This is a genomic window from Oligella ureolytica DSM 18253, assembly GCF_000373745.1.
Taxonomy (GTDB): Bacteria; Pseudomonadota; Gammaproteobacteria; order Burkholderiales; family Burkholderiaceae_B; genus Oligella; species Oligella ureolytica.
Genome location: NZ_KB892315.1, coordinates 1 through 18653, shown reverse-complemented (window position 1 = coordinate 18653; position 18653 = coordinate 1). Strand labels below are relative to the sequence as shown.

The following is an 18653-nucleotide window of genomic DNA, read 5'->3' as shown; positions in this document are numbered from 1 at the left end:
GACAGCTATCAGCAAACACTAGCGAGCCATGGCTTTACGCAAAGCATGTCGAGAAAGGGAAATTGCTTGGATAATGCGGTAATTGAGAGCTTCTTCGGTACACTTAAATGTGAATTGTTCTATCGTGAAAAATTTACTAGCATTGAACAGTTAGAGAAACGGATTCATGAGTATATTTACTACTATAATCATGAAAGAGTAAGTACAAAACTAAAGGGGCTGAGTCCTGTGCAATACAGAAATCAGTCCTCCTTATAAAAACTAACCGTCCAACTTTATGGGGTCAGTTCATGCTGTTAAAAATGGGGGGGTTACCCTTGGTGTGTATACATGCTCTACCTGTCATAATATAGTCCAAGTTTTTGTCCCCACCTCCTGGGGGTCATTATTACATTGCCGATAACAAATCTAAAGAAACCTCAATTTCTGGTGAACTTTGACGTTGTCTAACAATGTCAGCTAGTTCTATATCTTCTAGCTTACCCATTAAAACCTTATAGGCATCCGCAGGTACACAGTAAAAAATAGGCTGATTACGATTTAATACAACCACTGGGGCTCCTTCAGCAGGCTTCATTACAGCCATTGGATTCTTTTTAAATGTACTCATGTTGGTTGAGTTATCAGCATAAATTTGACGGATTGATATGAAGCACTCCCAAATACAAAAAGGCCAATTGATAGCTCTAATCATACCTTTTCAAAATTATCAAATAAAATCCTCAATAAATACAATATGATACAAATGACCTCGAGTTTGCAGTTCAATGCTAGTTATGGTACATTGGCATACTAGTATTAATTAGTACTATGTATTTATTCTTTTGTCACATGGATTGTGACTATCGATTGAGGACATTTTTATAGTCAGTTTTGTATGCTGATCTACTAAAAATTATCCTGTCTAACATTTCTACGAATCATTAAGAATGAATAGACACTGTACGTATCTCGTATCAGTGCATTAATAATTAAATGGTGTCTTATTGTGAGTAAAACTAGAATTGCTATTTTAGGTGCGGGTCCAAGCGGCTTGGCACAAATCCGTGCGTTTGAAGCATTACGTAAAGCCGGTGTAACGGATCTACCGGAAATTGTTTGTTATGAAAAACAAAATGATATTGGCGGTATGTGGAACTACACATGGCGCACAGGGTTAGATAGAAATGGGGAGCCTGTGCACGGTAGTATGTATCGTTACTTATGGTCTAACGGCCCTAAAGAATGCTTAGAATTTGCTGATTATAGTTTTGACCAGCACTTTGAAAAGCCGATCCCTTCTTATCCGCCACGTGAAGTACTTAAAGACTACATCATGGGTCGTCTGGATAAGCGAGCGGTGTTTAACTATATCCGTTTTGAGTGTCCGGTGCGTTGGGTTACCTTTGATGAGGAAACGGAGCTGTTTACAGTCACGGTTATGAACCACAAAACCGGCGAGCAAGAAACCGAAGAGTTTGATTATGTAATTGTTGCCACCGGTCATTTTTCAACGCCAAATATGCCGTTTTATGAAGGCATGGATCAGTATCCGGGCCGTATTTTACACGCCCACGATTTCCGAGACGCGTTGGAGTATGAGGGTCAGGATGTCTTATTAGTCGGTGGAAGTTATTCTGCTGAAGATATCGGATCACAATGTTATAAGTACGGCGCTAAGTCAGTGACGATTAGCCGTCGCAGTGGTTCTTACAATTATGATTGGCCTGAGGGTGTGTTTGAAAAGCCGGGTCTAGAGCGTATCGAAGGTGATGTCGTACATTTCACTGATGGAACAAGTCAGGCCTTTAATGCCATCATTATGTGTACGGGGTATATCTTCCACTTCTCTTTCTTGCCGGATGATCTACGCTTAGAAACGCATAATTGCCTGTATCCTGATAATCTTTATAAAGGTATTGTGTTTCAAAATAACCCGAAATTGATTTATTTGGGTATGCAGGATCAGTGGTTTACCTTTAATATGTTTGATGCTCAGGCGTGGTATGCACGTGACGTCATTATGGGTAAAATTCAGTTACCTGATAAAGCGACACGCCGTAAGGATATGGACTCCTGGTTGGATCGCCATGAAAAAATCGCCAATGAAGAGGAGTCGATTGATTTCCAAGCAAGCTATATTAAGGATTTGCTTGATATGACTGATTACCCAACGTTCCCAGTGCAAGAGCAGGCCGAGCTGTTTAAGCAATGGCTCAAAGACAAACAGGCTGACATTATGGGCTTCAGAAACAAGACCTATCGCTCGCTTATGACCGGAACCATGGCAGCTAAGTTGCCAAGACCTTGGTTAGAAATCAAAGACGATACACTTGAAGGCTTTATGGCATTAAAGTTTCAACAGGCTGAGGTCATTGAGTCGGCAGATGCTTAAAAGCTGATTAAGTAGCTGATTGCTACGATAATGCGCTAAAGCGTTATCACAATGCATTTTAAAAACTCCGGAGTTGGTGTGTCTATACTGGCTTCGGATTTTTTTATGCGTAATAATTATTTGGATGATGAATCTCAAAGGATAGATATATGCATTATGGTGAGCGGTTTAATAGTATTTCCCATCTAGTTGGCTGTGCCTTAGCGTTAATCGGCACGGTGTTTCTTATCGTTGCTGGTGCACAGGCCGTTGATCCGTGGAAAATAGTTAGCTTCAGCATTTATGGTGCGACATTATTTTTCTTGTATTTGGCATCAACACTCTATCATAGTTTTCGCGGCAGGGCGAAAGAAATTTGGTGCAAATTTGATCATTGCACAATTTATTTATTAATTGCCGGTAGTTACACACCCTTAGCGCTAGTGAGTTTACGTGGTGCTTGGGGTTGGTCATTATTTGGCGTGGTATGGGGCTTAGCGCTATTTGGGATTATCCAGGAGATTTGGTTAGCGCGAGGCAAGCGGATTCTATCGCTGATACTGTATGTGTTAATGGGCTGGTTAGCAGTGATAGCTATTTTGCCGTTAATGGGTGCCCTAGGTCGGGCTGGGTTTTTGTGGTTGTTGGCGGGAGGTTTAGCCTATACCATCGGTATTATCTTTTATGTAAATGACACCCGTTGGAGGCATATGCACGGCATTTGGCATCTATTTGTGTTAGCGGGCAGTGCTTGTCATTATGTGACGATGTTAAATTACGTGGCGTGATGTGGCGTGTAGGTGAGCTTCAGCCGCGATTGTTCTAAATTAGGAGGTTAAATTGAGTCGACCCACCACCGTCCGGCAGTTAACCATTCGCACACTTAACCAAGATGAGTTAGCTGATGCTGTCGCCACTTGCGCGCTGGCCATGCGCGATAACCCCTTACACATCAAAGTATTTGGGCGGGCTGAGCAAAAACGCCATCGTCGGCTACGACGCTTCTTTCCCGGTATGCTCGCCTATGTTGAGCGTAAAGGTTGGTTGTACGGTGCTTTTATTGAACAGCGCTTGGTTGGGGTGTTTGGTGTGATTGCTCCCGGGCATTGCACCCCATCATTGACCGATAGTATACGCTTAGTGCCTTATATGGTTTCGTCCAATGGTGTCGTTGGACTACTGCGCTTGGGTATCTGGTTAGGTAGTTGGGCTAAGCTAAATCCCCGTACTCCACATTGGCATTTAGGCCCCTTAGCCGTCGATCCTGCCTGGCAGGGGCAAGGTATTGGCCGGCAATTATTAGAGTATGTAATCGAGCAAGCTCACAAGGCTGAGCCAAGCGTTCCCCTTTATTTGGAAACGGATAAAGAAGAAAACGTGCGCTATTACACAAAGTTTGGTTTTTATACCGTTGGTACACCCATGATTTTGGGTACTCAAAGCTGGTTGATGCTTAGGCAAAAAGGGGCTATTTGTGGTGCAACAACTGCCGCTAATACAGATGATGTTTTTAAGTGATCCAATAATGAAGATAGAAAAAGCGGCGAGTAACTTCTGTGTACTCACCGCTCATTACTTATTAGTTAGACTGCATTAGGCTGATACGTCTAGTTTAGTAGATGAGATTGTTAACACGTCAAACTTTTCTTTGTCGTATTGCGGTTCAGTATGGAAACGACGCAACGGTTTATTTGCGGTTTCTGGGATAAAGAAAAATACCCAAGCAGTTACGAATAGCGCAACAGCGGTCACATAAATTGCAGGTGATAACACATTGGCCGTATTGGCTGTCATCCAAGTGGCAACGTAGGGTGCGGTGCCGCCAAACAAAGCAAAAGAGAAGTTATAACACATGCCTGAAGCTGTATAGCGCATATCAGTAGAGAACATTTCAGACAGCTGTACGGCGACGACGCTGCCAATCACAGCCACGCCAACACCGAGGATCATCATGCCAATCAAAGCTGAGATAATAATGCGCCCCCGATGAGTTTCCACTGTTCTGGGGGACAGCCCTAAATTCATCGCAATTTTTTTACTGGTCAGCTGCGCAAGCGCGACTTCCAGCTCGTTGACCACGACCTGGCGGCACTGCGTCAGCGCACGAAAGAGGCGGTGCAGCGCATTCACGCCAACATGGCAAACATGCCGCCGGAAATGACGACGGTGGAGCTGAAAGAGTTTCTGCTTGCCACTGAGCGTGCCATCAACGTGAACTTAGCCGCTGCCTATGCCGGCGATGGTTCAGGTGGGGCGCTTAATTATTTGAACTAGAGAGTTTGTACGCAGGGTATGTCGTTACTGGGTGGGGAAGAAGTGGTCAGTGTTCATACGGACGAGTTTAAGCATCACCCTACACAACCTCTATTTTCACTTGAATATCCACAGGCTTCGCACAATACAGCGCTGACGTGACAAGCATTGAGATGCCTGTGGCCGCGTATTCTTCTACATTACTAAGATTAATTCCACCGGCAGCGATTATTGTGCCGGCTTCGACAATGATTTTTTTCTCAGATGCGCTATAGCGGAGCTGGTCAATGTATTTGCTCCACTCGAAGGGCTGCGGTCGACAATAAGCGCGTACCCGGAATGCTTTTTCTAGTACAGGCAATCTGTATGTTCGGGTTGACGCTACGCGCCTGAGCCACCATTTGAGCGGTATATTGCGCAACGCCACACGTCCATTCAAGTATGTTTTGTACGACTTTCCAACCTTGGTGTAAGGCATCGATATCGCCTGTTGCGATTAGGAGGGGCTGTCCCTGTGCGATTGGCATGCCATCGTCGAGAGATTCTGTCGTCCTGAGGCCCAGTTTATCCAAGAGGTGTTTAGCTAGTTTAATGCCACTCGTGACGGTAGCCTGTCGATTCACAAAGCATATCATCCCTTGATGTTTTTCTAAACCGAGACAGCGAGTGGTCAAGTCGCCCATATTGATATCTTCAAGTAGCAAATAATCTAAGAGATATAAATCATCAAATTACCCTTGGTTGAGATATAATCAATAGTCGATATATTTGAAAAAACATATTGAATGTAAGCTACTTATACATAGGCTATAATAATATATAGTTTGAGATGTTTTTTAATAAATTATCGATATGTTTTATTATATATAACGGTTTTTTCTTTTCCAGAACTCTTTCTTTAATTAAATGCGGGGCAGTCACATGAGGCGTACTTTTCTTTCAATCATGGCGGCCGGTGCCGTAATGATTTCGCCAATGGCTTTTGCAGATACGATTACTGTGTCTGCAGCGGCGAGTTTGACCAATGCTTATACCGAGCTAGGTAAGGCCTTTGAAGCTAAAAACCCGGAGCACAAAGTCGAGTTTAACTTCGGTGCGTCAGGCTCTTTATTACAGCAGATTTTGCAAGGCGCGCCGGTTGATGTGTTTGCATCTGCGGACCAGGCCACAATGGACAAGGCCGAAGCCGAAGGCATGATCAAAAAGGGCACTCGTGCAGACTTTATCGGTAATGGTTTAGTTTTAATTGTGCCTATTAATAGTGATCGTAGCTTTAGTTCTTTAGAGGAATTAACAGCGGATGATGTTGAGCATATTGCGATGGGTAACCCCGATACCACACCCAATGCACGCTATGCTCGAGCTGCGATGCAAAAAGAGGGCGTATGGGACAAGATTGAACCCAAATTAGTTCTTGCTTCTAACGTTCGTCAGAGTTTGAGCTACGTGAGTCGTGGCGAGGTTGCTGCCGGTTTTGTATTCTCTACTGATGCCAAGCAAGACGAAGATAAGGTTAAAGTAGCTTTAGAAATTCCTACCGTTGCTGCAGGTGAAAAAGAGGGCGAGTGGGTGTCCAGTCCAATCGTTTACCCAATTGCTGAAGCAGCACAGAGCAAAACAACGGTATCGAGTGATTTCATTGCCTATGTTTTATCTGAAGAGGGCCAAAGCATTTTGGCTCAGTACGGTTTTGTGCCTATCAAAGAATTTAAGCAATAATATCAATTTCTTAGCTAATAACAATCAAGGTAATATCGCATGGAGTGGTTTAGTCCCAATGACTGGAGCGCGTTAAAACTCACCTTAAAGGTGTCTTTTTACGCAACATTTTTTGCTTTTGTACTGGGCATCCTATTTGCTTGGCTGTTGGCACGTTTGAATTTTTTCGGAAAAAACGTTGTCGATGCGATACTTACCTTGCCGATGGTTTTGCCACCCACTGTATTGGGTTATTATTTATTAGTTCTTTTTGGGCGTCGCGGTACCTTTGGCCCGTGGCTCGAAAGCACGCTTGGCTTACAGTTGGTCTTTACTTGGCAAGGGGCGGTGATGGCTGCCACCGTGGTGGCCTTTCCTTTGGTGTTTAAGTCAGCCAGAGCGGCGTTTGAGGATGTCGATAAAAATCTCGAATATGCTGCACGAACACTCGGCTCAAAGGGTTTGGGCGTGTTTTTTCGTGTCAGTCTGCCGTTAGCGGTGCGCGGTATTACGGCCGGTACGCTATTGGCTTTTGCTAGAGCGATGGGTGAGTTTGGTGCGACACTCATGCTGGCCGGTAATCTACCGGGGCGTACCCAAACCTTATCCATGGCTGTTTATGATGCGGTGCAGGCGGGTGATGATATGCGTGCCAACGCCTTAGTATTACTTATTTCGGTCGTTTGCGTCACCATTCTGGCCGTATCGGGTTATTGGCTTGCGCCGAAGCGATAATCGAGGCAGGTGATGCAGTTAAGCGTTAAATTTGAACTTAATCTTAAGCAAAAGTCAGGTAAAAATAAGCGTGAGTTTCCGATGTCGGTGGACTTTGCAACGAGTGCTGATCGTACGGTGATTTTTGGTCCATCAGGCTGTGGCAAAAGCGTGACGTTGCAGGTGATTTCCGGTTTAATTCGACCTGAGGTGGGTCATGTTAAATTAGGTAATCGTGTCCTCTTTGATAGCGAAAAAAACATCTTTGTACCGCCACACCAGCGTAATATCGGTTTTCTTTTTCAAGACTATGCCTTATTTCCTCACCTGAGTGTATTAGAAAATACAGCCTATTCTTTACGACGTTGGCCTTTACCAATTAGCTCCGAAAATAAAGAGAAAACGCTCAATATGTTGGAGGTCTTAGGGATAGCAGATTTGGCACATAGCTTGCCAAGTCAATTATCCGGTGGTCAGCGTCAACGCGTTGCCTTGGGTAGGGCGTTATTGACAGAGCCTGATGTGTTGTTATTGGATGAGCCTCTTTCAGCGCTTGATGTACTTTTGCGTATTAAAATGCGCGAGGAATTAATTCAGGTTCAGGAGCGATTTAATGTGCCGATGCTGATGATTACCCATGATTTAGAGGATATCAAAGCATTGGCAAATCATATCATCGTGTATGGCCGAGGGGAGGTTGCTGAGCATCTGCCTTATCGTCAGATGCGACAGGAGCTTGGCAAAACACAAGCTTGGGAGCAGGCCTTGGCTTCATGTCAGAGAGCCTTTGAATGCTTTTAAATCTTATGTTTAGACTAAAAACATAACATAAGTAGAGTGGGTACTAGTACTTAGTCACTTTAGAGTGTCGCAATAATGACCTGTTTAGGGTCAAGAAGCGCATAGGCAGGTGAGCCACGAGTAGGAGCTTGTGTTGCGTCCTCAATCATCGCAGTGAGGTATTGTCCACTCTTAAGTTGGATAGTGAGTTCAGCGCCGCCGGCTTCATCCAAATCTATTGCTTCCAACACACCTTCTAACCTCATGCCCTGTTCATCAGACCTATGGCTGAGCGATATCATTGGCGCCTTCATGAGCGCAAACACTTGCTGACCAACAGAGAGCTTCATTTCGTCGATACTTTTTTGTGTGAGAATGGCCTGTAAGTATTGCTGATCACCTAAATCCAGCATCGCTATAATCCGATGGCCTTTTTTCTCAAGGGCTTGAATGCGGCAAGACAACTGATTTCTGGCACTGCTGCGTAGCTGTAAACGTGGACTCGGATTAGAAGAAAAATCATTCAGTCCGGGATAGCGCTGTTCAAGTGAAATCAGCATGGCAAGGTATTCACTTTCGATGTGCCTAAAGAAGGCAATCATTTTTTTACCGTAGTCGGTGATGGTGGTGCCGCCACCTCGTCGCCCGCCTTTGGTACTAATAACAACCGGTTCATCAGCCAGGCTGTTCATGCTGTTAAGCATATCCCATGCAGTCTTATAACCCATGCCAAGCTGTCTGGCTGCTTCGGCGATAGAGTGACCGGATTCGATTTTTTCCAGTAACTCGATGCGACCCGGTCCAAGGAAGGTTTTAGCATGGCGCTCAATCCAAAAGCGACCTTGAAAAGAGATACCATTATTATCATGTGGTTGGTGTGTGTTGCTCATGGCTTCCTCCCTGCGAAAACTACCTCAGTATCTTAGCATTTTACTAACGCTTGGCCTTGAGAGAGCGATTTTATTTTAGGCTAGCCGATATGTTAACCTAAAGTGTCCATCGTCAATCAACGACTAAAACTGCAGCGTTTTATGAAAAAAATTATTGCTTTCCCTATCCTTATTTTAGCTCTCTCAACTTTCGCAGCCTGTGAATCTACCCCAAGAAAACCAAGGGTTTCGGCAGGGGCCAGCCATTCCGTGCCGTTTACCGTGGGTAATGGCAAGTCTGCTTGGTTAACCAATGCGGTGAGAGTGTATCCTTGGTCTCGGGGTAATAAGGTGCGCGTATCAACCGGGGTAAGGGTAAAGCCAACCGCTAATACAAACGTAGGCGTAGGGGTCGGTTGGTAGTCAGTCGATACTTACTGCCATTGTGTACCACTGATAATTTTCGGGTAATCAATTGCCAACACCACACCACGGGCGATGACAAAAACAATCAATGCCAACCACAAGCCAATGTTAGCAAGCAAGGGTGTCAGTACATAGCCGGTGACTAACATGCTGATTAAAGCGATAACGGTTGAGTTTCGCATGGCTTTACTGTTGGTGACTCCGACAAATACGCCGTCAAATTGAAAGGCCACAAAGGACACAAAAACATAGAAAGCGGCAAAATGTGCATGGCTATTAGCAATGTGCTGTAACTCTGCGTCTGAGGTCAGTGCTTGGATAAATAAATGACCAAAAACTAATAGCGATAAGCTCAATATAAGTGCACTGACACCGGCAACGACCGTGTTATCAATGACAGCACGTATAAAACGTTGACGCTTTTTAGCACCATATGCTTGCCCAGCAATCATCTCTGTCACATTAGCAAAGCCATCTAAAAAATAGGCAGACATTGAAATAAACTGTAAAAGAATATGGTTAGCGGCAAGCGTGGCATCGCCAAACTGTGCCCCTTGTCTGGCAAACCAAGCAAAGCCGCCTAATAGCGCCAATGTGCGAATCATGATGTCGCCATTAACAACAAAAATGGCTTTTGCTTTTTCCCTATCAAAAATTCGATCGGAAAACTCGTTAAAACGCTGACTGACCGAGCCTACTTCCAGCTTACTGACTATCAGATAAAGCGCATAAATTACTGTCACCCATTCGGCTATTAAGGTGCCTAGGGCAATGCCTTTGACGCCTAATCCCATAAACACAACGAAGAGGACGTTCAGTACAATATTTAAACCATTTAATAAGAGCTGGACGACCAGCACTTGCTTTGTCCAACCAAGACCAATGAGGGTCCCCATCAGGGCAAAGGTGATTAAAGTCGCAGGCGCCCCCCAAATCCGAATAGCAAAATACTCTTTAACACGTAGATTAACCTCAGGGCTTGCTGATAGAAAAAAAGAGGCGATCGAGTGTATGGGTTTTTGCAAAATAATTAACATCAAACCAATTACTGTACCTAAGAGGATGGTCCTAAAGAGTAGAGCAAGTAATTCTGCTCGATCCTCACTGCCTACCGCTTGTGAGACAAAGCCCGTCGTGCCCATGCGTAAGAAGCTGAATCCCCAATAGACAAAGCTGAAAATCAAACTGGCTAACGCAATCGCTGCGAGATCCGCTGTGCTGCCCATTTGTCCAATGACTGCTGTGTCCACCAAACCGAGTAAAGGGACAGAGGCATTGGCCAGGATAATTGGAAAAGCCAGTTTGATGAGGTAGAGATAGTTAGGAAAATCGGTAAAGACTGTTGTTTTTTTGGACATTGAGAAACTTAGTGAAAATCCCTAGATGTTATTTTGCTAATAAAGTGTATCTGCACTTGAAATTGATAATGAGAACAATTATCATACAGGTATAGCTTTTAAATATTAGCACCATTGTATTTTTTTATACAAAGTTTATTTTAACCTTTAGGCGTCTACCGTATAACAATAACTAGGAGTCGCCGGTTTTATATCAGTATATGTAGTAAGTAGCTACAGCCAGAGGGAGATTTTATGTACGTTTGTATTTGTAACGCGATTACTGACCGTCAGATCCAAGATAGTGTATCTTCGGGTACCGTTAATTCTTTCAGTGATTTACAAGCAGAGCTTGGTGTTGCAACGTGTTGTGGCTGCTGTGCTGATTTGGCTTCTTCTTATCTGAAAAAGCCTAAAGGCCGCTCCGTAGAAGTAACTGATTTAACTGAGACGGTGGCTGCTTAGTTTGAGCTACTCAGTTAGATCGTTTAGCTTTGTTAGCTTTTAAAGTTATACAGATTGAAATCAAAGAGTCGAGGATAGACGTATATCCTCGACTCTTTTTCTTGGTGCTTTAATATATAGCGTGTTTAGATTTATTCCGGCGTTGTTTCTATCACAGTCTGTAAGTAGTGTGATTCGCCTAAATCATTCACTAAGTCGAGTTGTAGCTCTAACCAATCCCAGTGATCTTCATTATGCTTCTTAAGCTTTTCTAAGAGGGCACGAGTCACAAAGTCTTGCTTCTCTTCACATAGCTTAATTGATTCCATGAGGACTTCGTCTTTGAGCTCTTCAATCCGGATATCACATTTGATTGTTTCAATCGCCGCTTCACCGATATACAGCTTGCCAAGGTCCTGTAGGTTTGGCAGGCCTTCTAGGAGAAGGATACGCTCAATGATGTCGTCAGCAAATTTCATATCTGCAATAGATTCTTTGTAGATATATTTGCCCAACGCAGTAAACCCCCAGTTTTTATGCATCCGAGCATGTAAAAAGTACTGGTTAATTGACGTTAAATAAACACGGAGTGTTTTATTTAGCGCTTGTAATACTTGTCTATCGCCTTGCATACGAGCTCCTTTATACTTGGCTCTGTAAGTAATTCTGCAGACCAATAATATCAATTAAGCGTAACTGCTGCTCTAACCAATGAGCGTGATCTTCTTCTGTGTCCTTAAGTTGCTCAATCATCAACTCACGTGTGACGTAGTCTTGATGTTTTTCACAGAGTGCGATGCCTTTTTTAAGGTTTGCTTGTACTTCTAACTCAAGTGCTAAATCATTTTTTAGCATATCCACAACGTTAGAGCCGATATTAACAGCCGTAGGAGCAGAAATAGGTGTGCCGCCTAGGATTAAAATACGACGGATGAAGTCATGTGCGTGACCGGTTTCATCGTCCATCTCGTGGTCGATACGCTCAAATAGCTTGTTATAGCCCCACTCAGCATACATACGAGAGTGAATGAAGTATTGGTCACGAGCGGCAAGTTCACCTGCTAATAACTCATTCATAAAATCAATGATCTCTGGATGACCTTTTAAACCTTGCATAACTAACTCCTTTAAAAAGATTAAGTGGATAAATTATAACAGTTAGGATTAAAGAAAAGATGACAAAAGCAGCGTCATAGGGCCGATCATTAAACTATTTGGGAATCATTTTCATTAAAAAATAGTAATGATTCTCAATAGTTAGAAGATATTTGTTTTTATTTGAAGATAATTGTGAAGAAAAAAAGGTTGCTGGATTAACTTAGAGTTATGCACATAATTTGTGGATAACTTTGTGGCTTAATGTTGTCACTAGTCTTAACTTGTTGATTTGCAAGAATTATCTTGGGTTGATGTTTTAATGAGCGATCTTATCAATCTTGCGATCAAGTGCTGGTTTTTATGAAATAGGGGAGTTTTTTCCTGTTGTTAATAAAGTTATGCACAGAAATTGTGGATATCTTTGTGACTTAATATGGTTATATATTCTAAGTGCTTGATTTGTATGATACACCGAGCTTTTGAGAAGTAATTGAGCAGTGGGGTTTATGTTTTTCAGTGTCGAGCTTTATATTGAGAGCAAATATTGAAGATAAGATAACACCATCGAATAATCGAGTTTATCTAACGGCGTTATCTTAAGTAGTGTTTGTTATTTGCTTCTTAATTTAGTTAATTCTTCTTGAGCAATATCGATTCGAACTAATGCTTTATCTACTAAAATCTTAGCTATCTTTTCGACTTCATCTCCAATAGCTCCCGCCATCATAGCGATATTTTGAGCATGTAGAGACATATGACCTTTTTGTATGCCTACTGTAGCTAAAGATTTGAGTGCAGAGAAGTTTTGCGCTAATCCGACTGCAGCAATAATTTCTGCCAATTGATTAGCATTTTGAACGTCAAGGATTTCTAGGTTAGCTTTTGCTATCGGATGAAGCTTGGTAGCTCCACCAATAAGACCAACTGCCATTGGGACTTCAATTGAACCGACCAGATTGCCATATTTATCTTTTTCCCAGTGTGTAAGGCTACGGTACGAACCTTGTCGTGTCGCATAGGCGTGTGCACCAGCCTCAACGGCACGAGTGTCATTGCCCGTTGCTAAAACCACAGCTGATATGCCATTCATTATTCCTTTGTTATGAGTTGCTGCTCGGTATGGATCATGGTTTGCGAATTCGTAAGCGCTGATAATTCCGTCACGTACTCCTTCACCTCCAATGCTTTCACAAGTCCAAGTAGCTCGAGCGCGAGCTAAACGTTTATCCGCTAAATTAGATAAAATACGTAAATAGACTTTTCCGTCAGTCCAGTGCTCTATCTCAGGAGCAAGTTTCTCTGCCATTGTGTTAACAGCATTTGCACCCATCGCATCGCGGGTATCCACAATGATATGGGTGATTACCATGGCGCCGCTAGCGGAATTAATTACGCGGATTTCTAAGTCCTTAAAGCCGCCACCATGGGAAACTAGAATTGGATCGCAAGCATTGCAGATTTCTCTAATTTTTTCTTTTTTTTCTAAAATAACAGTTTTACAGAATTCAGGGTTTGTGATGTTTACTAATTGAATTTGGGCGATCATCAAGGAACCTGACATTGAGGCGCTAAACCCACCATTGTCGTAACACTGACGTGATGCATTACAAACAGCAGCTACCACAGATGACTCTTCGGTTGCCATTGGAATTAATGTGTCTCTTCCGTTAATTTTCATGTTTGTGGCGATACCTAGTGGAATATTCATCGTACCGATGACGTTTTCAACTAGGTTGTCAGCAAGTTCAAGAGGTAAATTGCCTGTGTTTTCAAAAAGTTTAATAGTTTCATCATCTAAATCGCTAAAGGCTTTAACGATATTTAGGCGTTCGAATGTATTCATTTTATGAAAGCCAGATATTCGGGATGATTTGTTCACTGTTGTATCTCCAATATTATTAGAATTTATCCATTAAATTCGGTAGCCAAGTCACCAAAGAAGGGAATATGGCACAAATTATCAAGGCTAAAATTTGTAGACTTAGGTAGGGAAGAACGCCTCGATAGACTGTCGCCATACTGAGGTGCTGTGGAAGAGGACCTTTAATATAAAATAGGGTATAACCAAATGGTGGGCTAATATAGCCGGTTTGAATGGTGATAGCATACAAAACGCCAAACCAGATTTCGTCAAAACCTAGTAACCGCACGATAGGTAAAAAGACAGGTACGGTCAGTAGAATGATGCCTATTTCGTCTAAAACAGTACCTAAGAAAATAAGAATTAGCATCATGCAGGCTAATATTAAATAGGGGTGCACATCAAGATTTTGAATTAGGCTAAGTAGAGTATCAGCACCACCTAAACCTGTAAAAATTGCAACATATGCTTTAGCGCCGATGGTTATCCACAGGATCATTGTTGTCGATTTAAGCGTTTCTATAGAAGCGCTTTGGATTCCAGACAAAGAAAGTTTACGCTTGGTAAGGCCGATTAGAAAGGCTCCTATTACACCAACTGCTGCCGCTTCTGTTGGTGTAGCAGCTCCCGTGAAAATCGAGCCTAAGATTAAAAAAATTAAAAGAAGAGGAAAAATTATATTTTTAAGGCTTTGTAGTTTTGTTCGAAAAGGCACTTTATTGCCTAAAGAAAGAGGTACATAGCCTTTTTTAAAGTAAGATACATACAAAATGTAGCCTATGTATAAAATTGCTAACATTAGTCCAGGTATAATTCCTGCAATTAACATTTTTCCAATTGAAACCTGTGCAGTAACCGCGTAAACAATTGTTAAAACAGAAGGCGGAATTAAGATTCCAAGAGTGCCAGAAGCGCATATTGTTCCTGTTACTAATTCAGCTTTATAGCCTCGTTTTAGCATTTCAGGCATGGCAAGCAAAGCCATGGCAGTTACAGCAGCACCAACTACGCCGGTCATAGCTGCCATAAGAACGCAGATAATAACTGTACCAATGGCTAAGCCACCCCTTAAGCGACCAAACCAGATTTCCATCACTTGATATAGTTCTTCAATAATACCAGTACGTTGCAAAATACCTGCCATGAAAATATAGAGGGGAATTCCTAAAAGGGCCTCTGAACGCATCGTATCGTAGATTTGCACTAAGATGATGATGAGAGCGTTTGGATCCCACAACGTGACTGTGATTAAAAGCGATAAACCGCCAAGTACAAATGCTATTGGCAACCCCGTGAACATGAACAGAGTTAAGCCTAAAAACATAATGATTAAAATTGAATTTGCACTCATACCGGTTTCTCCTTACCTTGGATAAGTAGACGGATGAGTTCCGCTACGCTTTGTAAGCTTAATAAGATAAGTGCAAAAGGGATAACTAATTTAGTTGGCCATAATGGTGGGTTCCAAGCTGAAAAGGTTGTTTCCTTATAATTAAAAGAATCTACAGCTGCTGGGTAGGCATATTGGAATAAGATAAAGCAGAAAATAATAATAACCACATAAGCAAATACTTCTAAGCCTTTTTGAATCGGTTTTGGAAGGCTGTTTTTGATGATATCCAAATTGACATGACCTTTTAGGTGTAATAAATATGCTCCACCTAATAAGAAATAAGGACCAAATAATAAGGTAGCCAACTCAAGCCCCCAAGTAGTTGGTGCATGAAAGATATAACGACTTATTACTTCGTAAAACATTGAAAATACAATGATGAAAATAAATAGTGATGCAAGTCGAAAGAAAAATCTGTTGACGCTTGTAATTGCATTCACAAAGCACAAAAAAAGCGAATGCATGACACACTCCTTGAAGATTCGTTCCCCCATAATGAAAATGGGGGAAGAGTATTAATGTTTAATTTATTGAAGTTGATGGTTTATAGTAGACCTAAATCTTTCATAAATTGAACTTGACTTTCATAGATTTCTGTTGCTAAAGCATCGTCTTTGGTTGCTTCTTTCCAAGCTTCTTGTGCTAGAGCACGTCCTTTTTCAATTTCATCAGCTGGTAAAGCAGAAATTTCTACGTTTTGTTTTTTAAAAGCTTGTAATGCTTGTGTGTCAGCTACTAAATAATGTTGACGCATAGCAGACGAGACCTCACGAGCAGCTACTGCTAGCGCAGCTTTAAAATGTTCAGGTAAACGATCATATGCCGCTTTGTTAGCAACATAGCTAGTAGATGTGGTAGGTTGATGTGGGCCCGGCATAATAATGTATTTAGCGACCTCACCTAAACCGGCATCTAAGTTAGCTGTCAAGTCACCACGGTCAGCTAGATCAATTACTCCTTTATCAAGGCCTGAATAAACCTCATTGGTTGCTAAGGTAGTTACGGAAACGCCAAGTTTGCCCATTACCGTGGAAGCTAAGCCAACAAAGCGTCCTTTTTTATTTTTGAAGTCATGAATTGTTTTGATGGGTACATTAGAATGTATCGGTTCTGGACCGTAAACTGAGGGTGCAATATAGAATAAGCCTGCAGGCCCATAAGCTTTGCGTGCAAAATCTAGGCCACCTTTTTCATAAAACCATGCTTCATATTGATCCGGCTCAGGGAAACCAAAAGGAACGCTACTGGTGAAAGCTAAACTTGGAATCTTGCCTGCCTCATAGCCATCAAATGTTTTCATCATTTGAAATGCACCGCCTCTAACCGCATCAAAGGCTTGATTAGCTGGTACAAGTTGACCTGCTGAGTAAAGTTGGATTTCAAATTTATTATCGGTTAACTCAGCTACGCGTTTTACATACATTTCTTCAAATTTGAGAGGAGTTGTACCTCCATCCCATAGCGCTTGCATTTTCCACTTAACTACTTCTTGTGCATTAGCTATCTTTGGAACTGCTAGCACACCTGCGCTGGCAGCAGATGTTGCTGCTACTTTCTGTAAGAATCTACGTCGATTGTTTGTCATTTTTATCTCCAATCTATAAGTATTAGTAAAGGTGATAGTGTGAGTACTATCTTTAATTATTATTACTTCAATAATCGCTTGTTTTCCTAGCCGGTGCAAGGTACAGTTGCTTTTTAAGGAGGGTAACTGTACCGGTTAGTTATTGGTACAGATTTAAGTTGGAAGATACAAAGATGTAGCGTAGATGATTAGGTTTAAGGAGAGAGTGGGAGTGAGTAAAGTTAGGAAAGTCGTTGAGTATTATGAAACAGAAATCAAAAACAATCGTTTAAAACCTAAACAAAGAATTATGTCTATCCGAGCTGCAAGTCAGTATTTTGGAGTTTCAAAAAATACAATTGTTGAAGCGTATGATAGATTAATGGCATCGGGTTATTTGAAATCTAAGCCTAGTTCTGGCTTTTTTGTGAGTCTATCTTTAAAAAAAAGCTCATCAGCTAAAGAACGATTGCATGTTACAAGAGCGATTGATACAGCTTCGTTATTGAAAGAACAGCTTAATCCCACCTTAGCTGTACGAGTCGGTGATGGTCGGCCACCTGCTAGTTGGATGAGCCAATTTGACTTTGATATGAAGATTAATGCACCTGTAGACAGTAAGTATGGTTATAACCCCCCAATGGGGTTCTATCCTTTGAGAGAAATACTTTCTCAATACTTATATGAACGAGGTATTCAGGCAACCCCGAATCAAATCGTCACTACCTATGGTGCAAACCATGCTATGGACATGATAATTAAGCACTTTTTAGTGCCGGGTGACGTTGTGTTTGTCGATAGTCCAGGCTACTATCCTCTTTTTTCAAAATTAAAACTTTATAAAATAAAAATAATTGGTATCGATAGATTAACAGACGGTTCAAATATAAATCAGCTGGAAGAAAAAGCTAAACATTATGGACCAAAGTTATTTTTTACGCAAAGTCTTGGACACAATCCAACGGGAGGGTCTATTTCATTAAGCGTGCAATATCAAATTCTTAAACTCGCCGAAAAATATGATTTTCTTTGTATTGATGATGATGCTTTCGCTGACCTTTTTCCCGGACAGACCCCACGCATGGCTGCCATTGATCAATTAGATAGAGTAATTTACATTGGCACTTATTCCAAAACGCTTTCTGCAAATTTGAGAGTCGGGTATATTGCTGGTAAAGAAAAACTTATTAAGTCTTTATCACATATTAAGATGTTGACTTTAGTGAGCTCTTCAGATTATCTCGAACGTTGGCTATATGAGGTGTTGACGAGTGGTCAGTATTTACGTCATATACGCCGTCTAGGGGCAATGCTAGATACTACGATTGAAGAGGTTTTAGGTTTATTTGAGAAAATGAATTTACAAGTGTCACATCGCCCTGAACGTTCATATTATTTATGGGTAGAGCTAGAAGAAGGAGAAAATGATATGAAGTTGGCTCAGTTAGCAGCAGAACAGGACATATTTTTAGCTCCTGGCAGTTTGTTTTATCCTGAAAAAAAGATAAGTAACTTGCCAGCCATAAGAGTTAATTTAGCTTATGCTCGAGATTCAAAATTTATACAGTGAGACCTTTGCAATAACCCCTCAAACTTCCTAAAATATAGCTTGTTTTCTTGCATTCTTACTTTAGTCCTATGAGTAGTTTCTTTCAACAAACCGCCAAAGCCCGTATTGCCAAACACCTTGATCGTTTTCCGTTACTTAAGTTAGATCAAGTGATTGATTGGCGACCGATTGAATGCTACCTCAATTCACAAAAGCAGCGTCGATTGACGACTCAACAAGGTCGTCCGAGTTATCCCGTGCTCGCCATGTTTAAGGCAGTCCTATTGGGTCAATGGCATAGCCTCTCCGATCCG

Annotated in this window: 24 protein-coding genes; 12 read left to right on the top strand and 12 right to left on the bottom strand. The window is 41.9% G+C overall.

Annotated elements, in window-relative coordinates:
• The coding region (locus tag B092_RS15145) for an IS3 family transposase (protein ID WP_018574987.1) at positions 1 to 258 on the top strand (258 nt) is incomplete at its 5' end.
• A 130-nt stretch (positions 259 to 388) separates the two neighbouring features.
• Here B092_RS15145 and B092_RS0109385 read toward each other — a convergent pair.
• Positions 389 to 694 (bottom strand): type II toxin-antitoxin system Phd/YefM family antitoxin, encoded by a 306-nt coding sequence (locus tag B092_RS0109385; RefSeq protein WP_018574986.1) that lies wholly within the window; start codon positions 692 to 694, stop codon positions 389 to 391.
• Between the two features lie 294 nt (positions 695 to 988).
• Here B092_RS0109385 and B092_RS0109380 point away from each other — a divergent pair, with 294 nt between their 5' ends.
• The 3 genes from B092_RS0109380 to B092_RS0109370 all read left to right on the top strand — a co-directional run bounded on the left by B092_RS0109380 (position 989) and on the right by B092_RS0109370 (position 3871).
• Entirely contained in the window at positions 989 to 2374 is a 1386-nt protein-coding gene (locus B092_RS0109380) for an NAD(P)-binding domain-containing protein (RefSeq protein WP_018574985.1), read from the top strand.
• Positions 2375 to 2523: 149 nt separating this feature from the next.
• Entirely contained in the window at positions 2524 to 3141 is a 618-nt protein-coding gene (gene trhA / locus B092_RS0109375; protein WP_018574984.1) for a PAQR family membrane homeostasis protein TrhA, read from the top strand.
• Positions 3142 to 3193: 52 nt separating this feature from the next.
• Positions 3194 to 3871: a GNAT family N-acetyltransferase gene (locus B092_RS0109370; RefSeq protein WP_018574983.1), complete on the top strand. Its 678-nt coding sequence runs from the start codon at positions 3194 to 3196 to the stop codon at positions 3869 to 3871.
• Positions 3872 to 3946: 75 nt separating this feature from the next.
• Here B092_RS0109370 and B092_RS0109365 read toward each other — a convergent pair whose 3' ends face one another.
• A complete protein-coding gene (locus B092_RS0109365; protein ID WP_160115307.1) occupies positions 3947 to 4432 on the bottom strand; it encodes an MFS transporter in 486 nt (161 codons plus the stop codon).
• A 36-nt stretch (positions 4433 to 4468) separates the two neighbouring features.
• On the opposite strand from B092_RS0109365, the gene B092_RS15445 reads away from it, so the two are divergent.
• Positions 4469 to 4627, top strand: a complete 159-nt coding sequence (locus tag B092_RS15445) for a hypothetical protein (protein ID WP_156813069.1) — start codon at positions 4469 to 4471, stop codon at positions 4625 to 4627.
• Positions 4628 to 4706: 79 nt separating this feature from the next.
• On the opposite strand, the gene B092_RS16135 is transcribed toward B092_RS15445, so the two are convergent.
• Together B092_RS16135 and B092_RS0109355 are read right to left on the bottom strand one after the other, a co-directional pair.
• Positions 4707 to 4967: a hypothetical protein gene (locus B092_RS16135; protein WP_115148529.1), complete on the bottom strand. Its 261-nt coding sequence runs from the start codon at positions 4965 to 4967 to the stop codon at positions 4707 to 4709.
• Complete coding sequence (locus B092_RS0109355) at positions 4891 to 5289, bottom strand: hypothetical protein (protein ID WP_018574980.1); 399 nt, start codon at positions 5287 to 5289, stop codon at positions 4891 to 4893. The genes B092_RS16135 and B092_RS0109355 overlap by 77 nt, the downstream gene beginning before the upstream one ends.
• Before the next feature lie 238 nt (positions 5290 to 5527).
• Here B092_RS0109355 and modA point away from each other — a divergent pair, with 238 nt between their 5' ends.
• The 3 genes from modA to B092_RS0109340 are packed head-to-tail and all read left to right on the top strand — an operon-like array spanning position 5528 to position 7819.
• Positions 5528 to 6325: a molybdate ABC transporter substrate-binding protein gene (gene modA / locus B092_RS0109350; RefSeq protein WP_115148528.1), complete on the top strand. Its 798-nt coding sequence runs from the start codon at positions 5528 to 5530 to the stop codon at positions 6323 to 6325.
• Positions 6326 to 6364: 39 nt separating this feature from the next.
• Positions 6365 to 7039, top strand: coding sequence for a molybdate ABC transporter permease subunit (modB, locus tag B092_RS0109345; protein WP_018574978.1), 675 nt, complete (start codon positions 6365 to 6367; stop codon positions 7037 to 7039).
• A 12-nt stretch (positions 7040 to 7051) separates the two neighbouring features.
• Entirely contained in the window at positions 7052 to 7819 is a 768-nt protein-coding gene (locus B092_RS0109340) for an ABC transporter ATP-binding protein (RefSeq protein ID WP_018574977.1), read from the top strand.
• Positions 7820 to 7878: 59 nt separating this feature from the next.
• On the opposite strand, the gene B092_RS0109335 is transcribed toward B092_RS0109340, so the two are convergent.
• Positions 7879 to 8688, bottom strand: a complete 810-nt coding sequence (locus B092_RS0109335; RefSeq protein ID WP_018574976.1) for a TOBE domain-containing protein — start codon at positions 8686 to 8688, stop codon at positions 7879 to 7881.
• A gap of 141 nt (positions 8689 to 8829) precedes the next feature.
• On the opposite strand from B092_RS0109335, the gene B092_RS15435 reads away from it, so the two are divergent.
• A complete protein-coding gene (locus B092_RS15435) occupies positions 8830 to 9090 on the top strand; it encodes a hypothetical protein (RefSeq protein WP_147277846.1) in 261 nt (86 codons plus the stop codon).
• A gap of 11 nt (positions 9091 to 9101) precedes the next feature.
• On the opposite strand, the gene B092_RS0109330 is transcribed toward B092_RS15435, so the two are convergent.
• Positions 9102 to 10451: an MATE family efflux transporter gene (locus tag B092_RS0109330; protein ID WP_018574975.1), complete on the bottom strand. Its 1350-nt coding sequence runs from the start codon at positions 10449 to 10451 to the stop codon at positions 9102 to 9104.
• 234 nt (positions 10452 to 10685) lie between these two features.
• On the opposite strand from B092_RS0109330, the gene B092_RS0109325 reads away from it, so the two are divergent.
• A complete protein-coding gene (locus B092_RS0109325) occupies positions 10686 to 10895 on the top strand; it encodes a (2Fe-2S)-binding protein (RefSeq protein WP_018574974.1) in 210 nt (69 codons plus the stop codon).
• A gap of 131 nt (positions 10896 to 11026) precedes the next feature.
• On the opposite strand, the gene bfr (B092_RS0109320) is transcribed toward B092_RS0109325, so the two are convergent.
• From bfr (B092_RS0109320) to dctP, 6 genes are all read right to left on the bottom strand, one after another.
• The gene (gene bfr, locus B092_RS0109320; RefSeq protein WP_018574973.1) at positions 11027 to 11506 is read right to left on the bottom strand and encodes a bacterioferritin; all 480 of its coding nucleotides are present in this window, start codon (positions 11504 to 11506) and stop codon (positions 11027 to 11029) included.
• Positions 11507 to 11516: 10 nt separating this feature from the next.
• On the bottom strand, positions 11517 to 11990 hold the full coding sequence (gene bfr, locus B092_RS0109315) for a bacterioferritin (protein ID WP_018574972.1): 474 nt from the start codon (positions 11988 to 11990) through the stop codon (positions 11517 to 11519).
• Between the two features lie 592 nt (positions 11991 to 12582).
• Positions 12583 to 13851: a hydroxymethylglutaryl-CoA reductase, degradative gene (locus B092_RS0109310; protein ID WP_255313344.1), complete on the bottom strand. Its 1269-nt coding sequence runs from the start codon at positions 13849 to 13851 to the stop codon at positions 12583 to 12585.
• Between the two features lie 19 nt (positions 13852 to 13870).
• Positions 13871 to 15184, bottom strand: a complete 1314-nt coding sequence (locus B092_RS0109305; RefSeq protein ID WP_018574970.1) for a TRAP transporter large permease — start codon at positions 15182 to 15184, stop codon at positions 13871 to 13873.
• On the bottom strand, positions 15181 to 15690 hold the full coding sequence (locus B092_RS0109300; RefSeq protein ID WP_018574969.1) for a TRAP transporter small permease subunit: 510 nt from the start codon (positions 15688 to 15690) through the stop codon (positions 15181 to 15183). Before B092_RS0109300 ends, B092_RS0109305 begins: the two co-directional genes overlap by 4 nt.
• 80 nt (positions 15691 to 15770) lie before the next feature.
• Positions 15771 to 16910, bottom strand: a complete 1140-nt coding sequence (gene dctP, locus B092_RS0109295; protein ID WP_244870504.1) for a TRAP transporter substrate-binding protein DctP — start codon at positions 16908 to 16910, stop codon at positions 15771 to 15773.
• Between the two features lie 112 nt (positions 16911 to 17022).
• Here dctP and B092_RS0109290 point away from each other — a divergent pair, with 112 nt between their 5' ends.
• Both B092_RS0109290 and B092_RS0109285 read left to right on the top strand, forming a co-directional pair.
• The gene (locus B092_RS0109290; protein ID WP_018574967.1) at positions 17023 to 18360 is read left to right on the top strand and encodes an aminotransferase-like domain-containing protein; all 1338 of its coding nucleotides are present in this window, start codon (positions 17023 to 17025) and stop codon (positions 18358 to 18360) included.
• 68 nt (positions 18361 to 18428) lie between these two features.
• Positions 18429 to 18653 (top strand): transposase (locus B092_RS0109285; RefSeq protein ID WP_018574966.1); only part of this gene is annotated, 225 nt, incomplete at its 3' end.

Coding starts and splice junctions, on each gene's coding strand:
- bfr (WP_018574972.1), bottom strand. CDS start 11,990: ATGCAAGGTTTAAAAGGTCATCCAGAGATCATTGATTTTATGAATGAG.
- B092_RS0109305 (WP_018574970.1), bottom strand. CDS start 15,184: ATGAGTGCAAATTCAATTTTAATCATTATGTTTTTAGGCTTAACTCTG.
- B092_RS0109300 (WP_018574969.1), bottom strand. CDS start 15,690: ATGCATTCGCTTTTTTTGTGCTTTGTGAATGCAATTACAAGCGTCAAC.
- bfr (WP_018574973.1), bottom strand. CDS start 11,506: ATGCAAGGCGATAGACAAGTATTACAAGCGCTAAATAAAACACTCCGT.
- B092_RS0109355 (WP_018574980.1), bottom strand. CDS start 5,289: ATGGGCGACTTGACCACTCGCTGTCTCGGTTTAGAAAAACATCAAGGG.
- B092_RS15435 (WP_147277846.1), top strand. CDS start 8,830: ATGAAAAAAATTATTGCTTTCCCTATCCTTATTTTAGCTCTCTCAACT.
- trhA (WP_018574984.1), top strand. CDS start 2,524: ATGCATTATGGTGAGCGGTTTAATAGTATTTCCCATCTAGTTGGCTGT.
- B092_RS0109330 (WP_018574975.1), bottom strand. CDS start 10,451: ATGTCCAAAAAAACAACAGTCTTTACCGATTTTCCTAACTATCTCTAC.
- modA (WP_115148528.1), top strand. CDS start 5,528: ATGAGGCGTACTTTTCTTTCAATCATGGCGGCCGGTGCCGTAATGATT.
- B092_RS0109335 (WP_018574976.1), bottom strand. CDS start 8,688: ATGAGCAACACACACCAACCACATGATAATAATGGTATCTCTTTTCAA.
- B092_RS0109385 (WP_018574986.1), bottom strand. CDS start 694: ATGATTAGAGCTATCAATTGGCCTTTTTGTATTTGGGAGTGCTTCATA.
- modB (WP_018574978.1), top strand. CDS start 6,365: ATGGAGTGGTTTAGTCCCAATGACTGGAGCGCGTTAAAACTCACCTTA.
- B092_RS0109325 (WP_018574974.1), top strand. CDS start 10,686: ATGTACGTTTGTATTTGTAACGCGATTACTGACCGTCAGATCCAAGAT.
- B092_RS0109340 (WP_018574977.1), top strand. CDS start 7,052: ATGCAGTTAAGCGTTAAATTTGAACTTAATCTTAAGCAAAAGTCAGGT.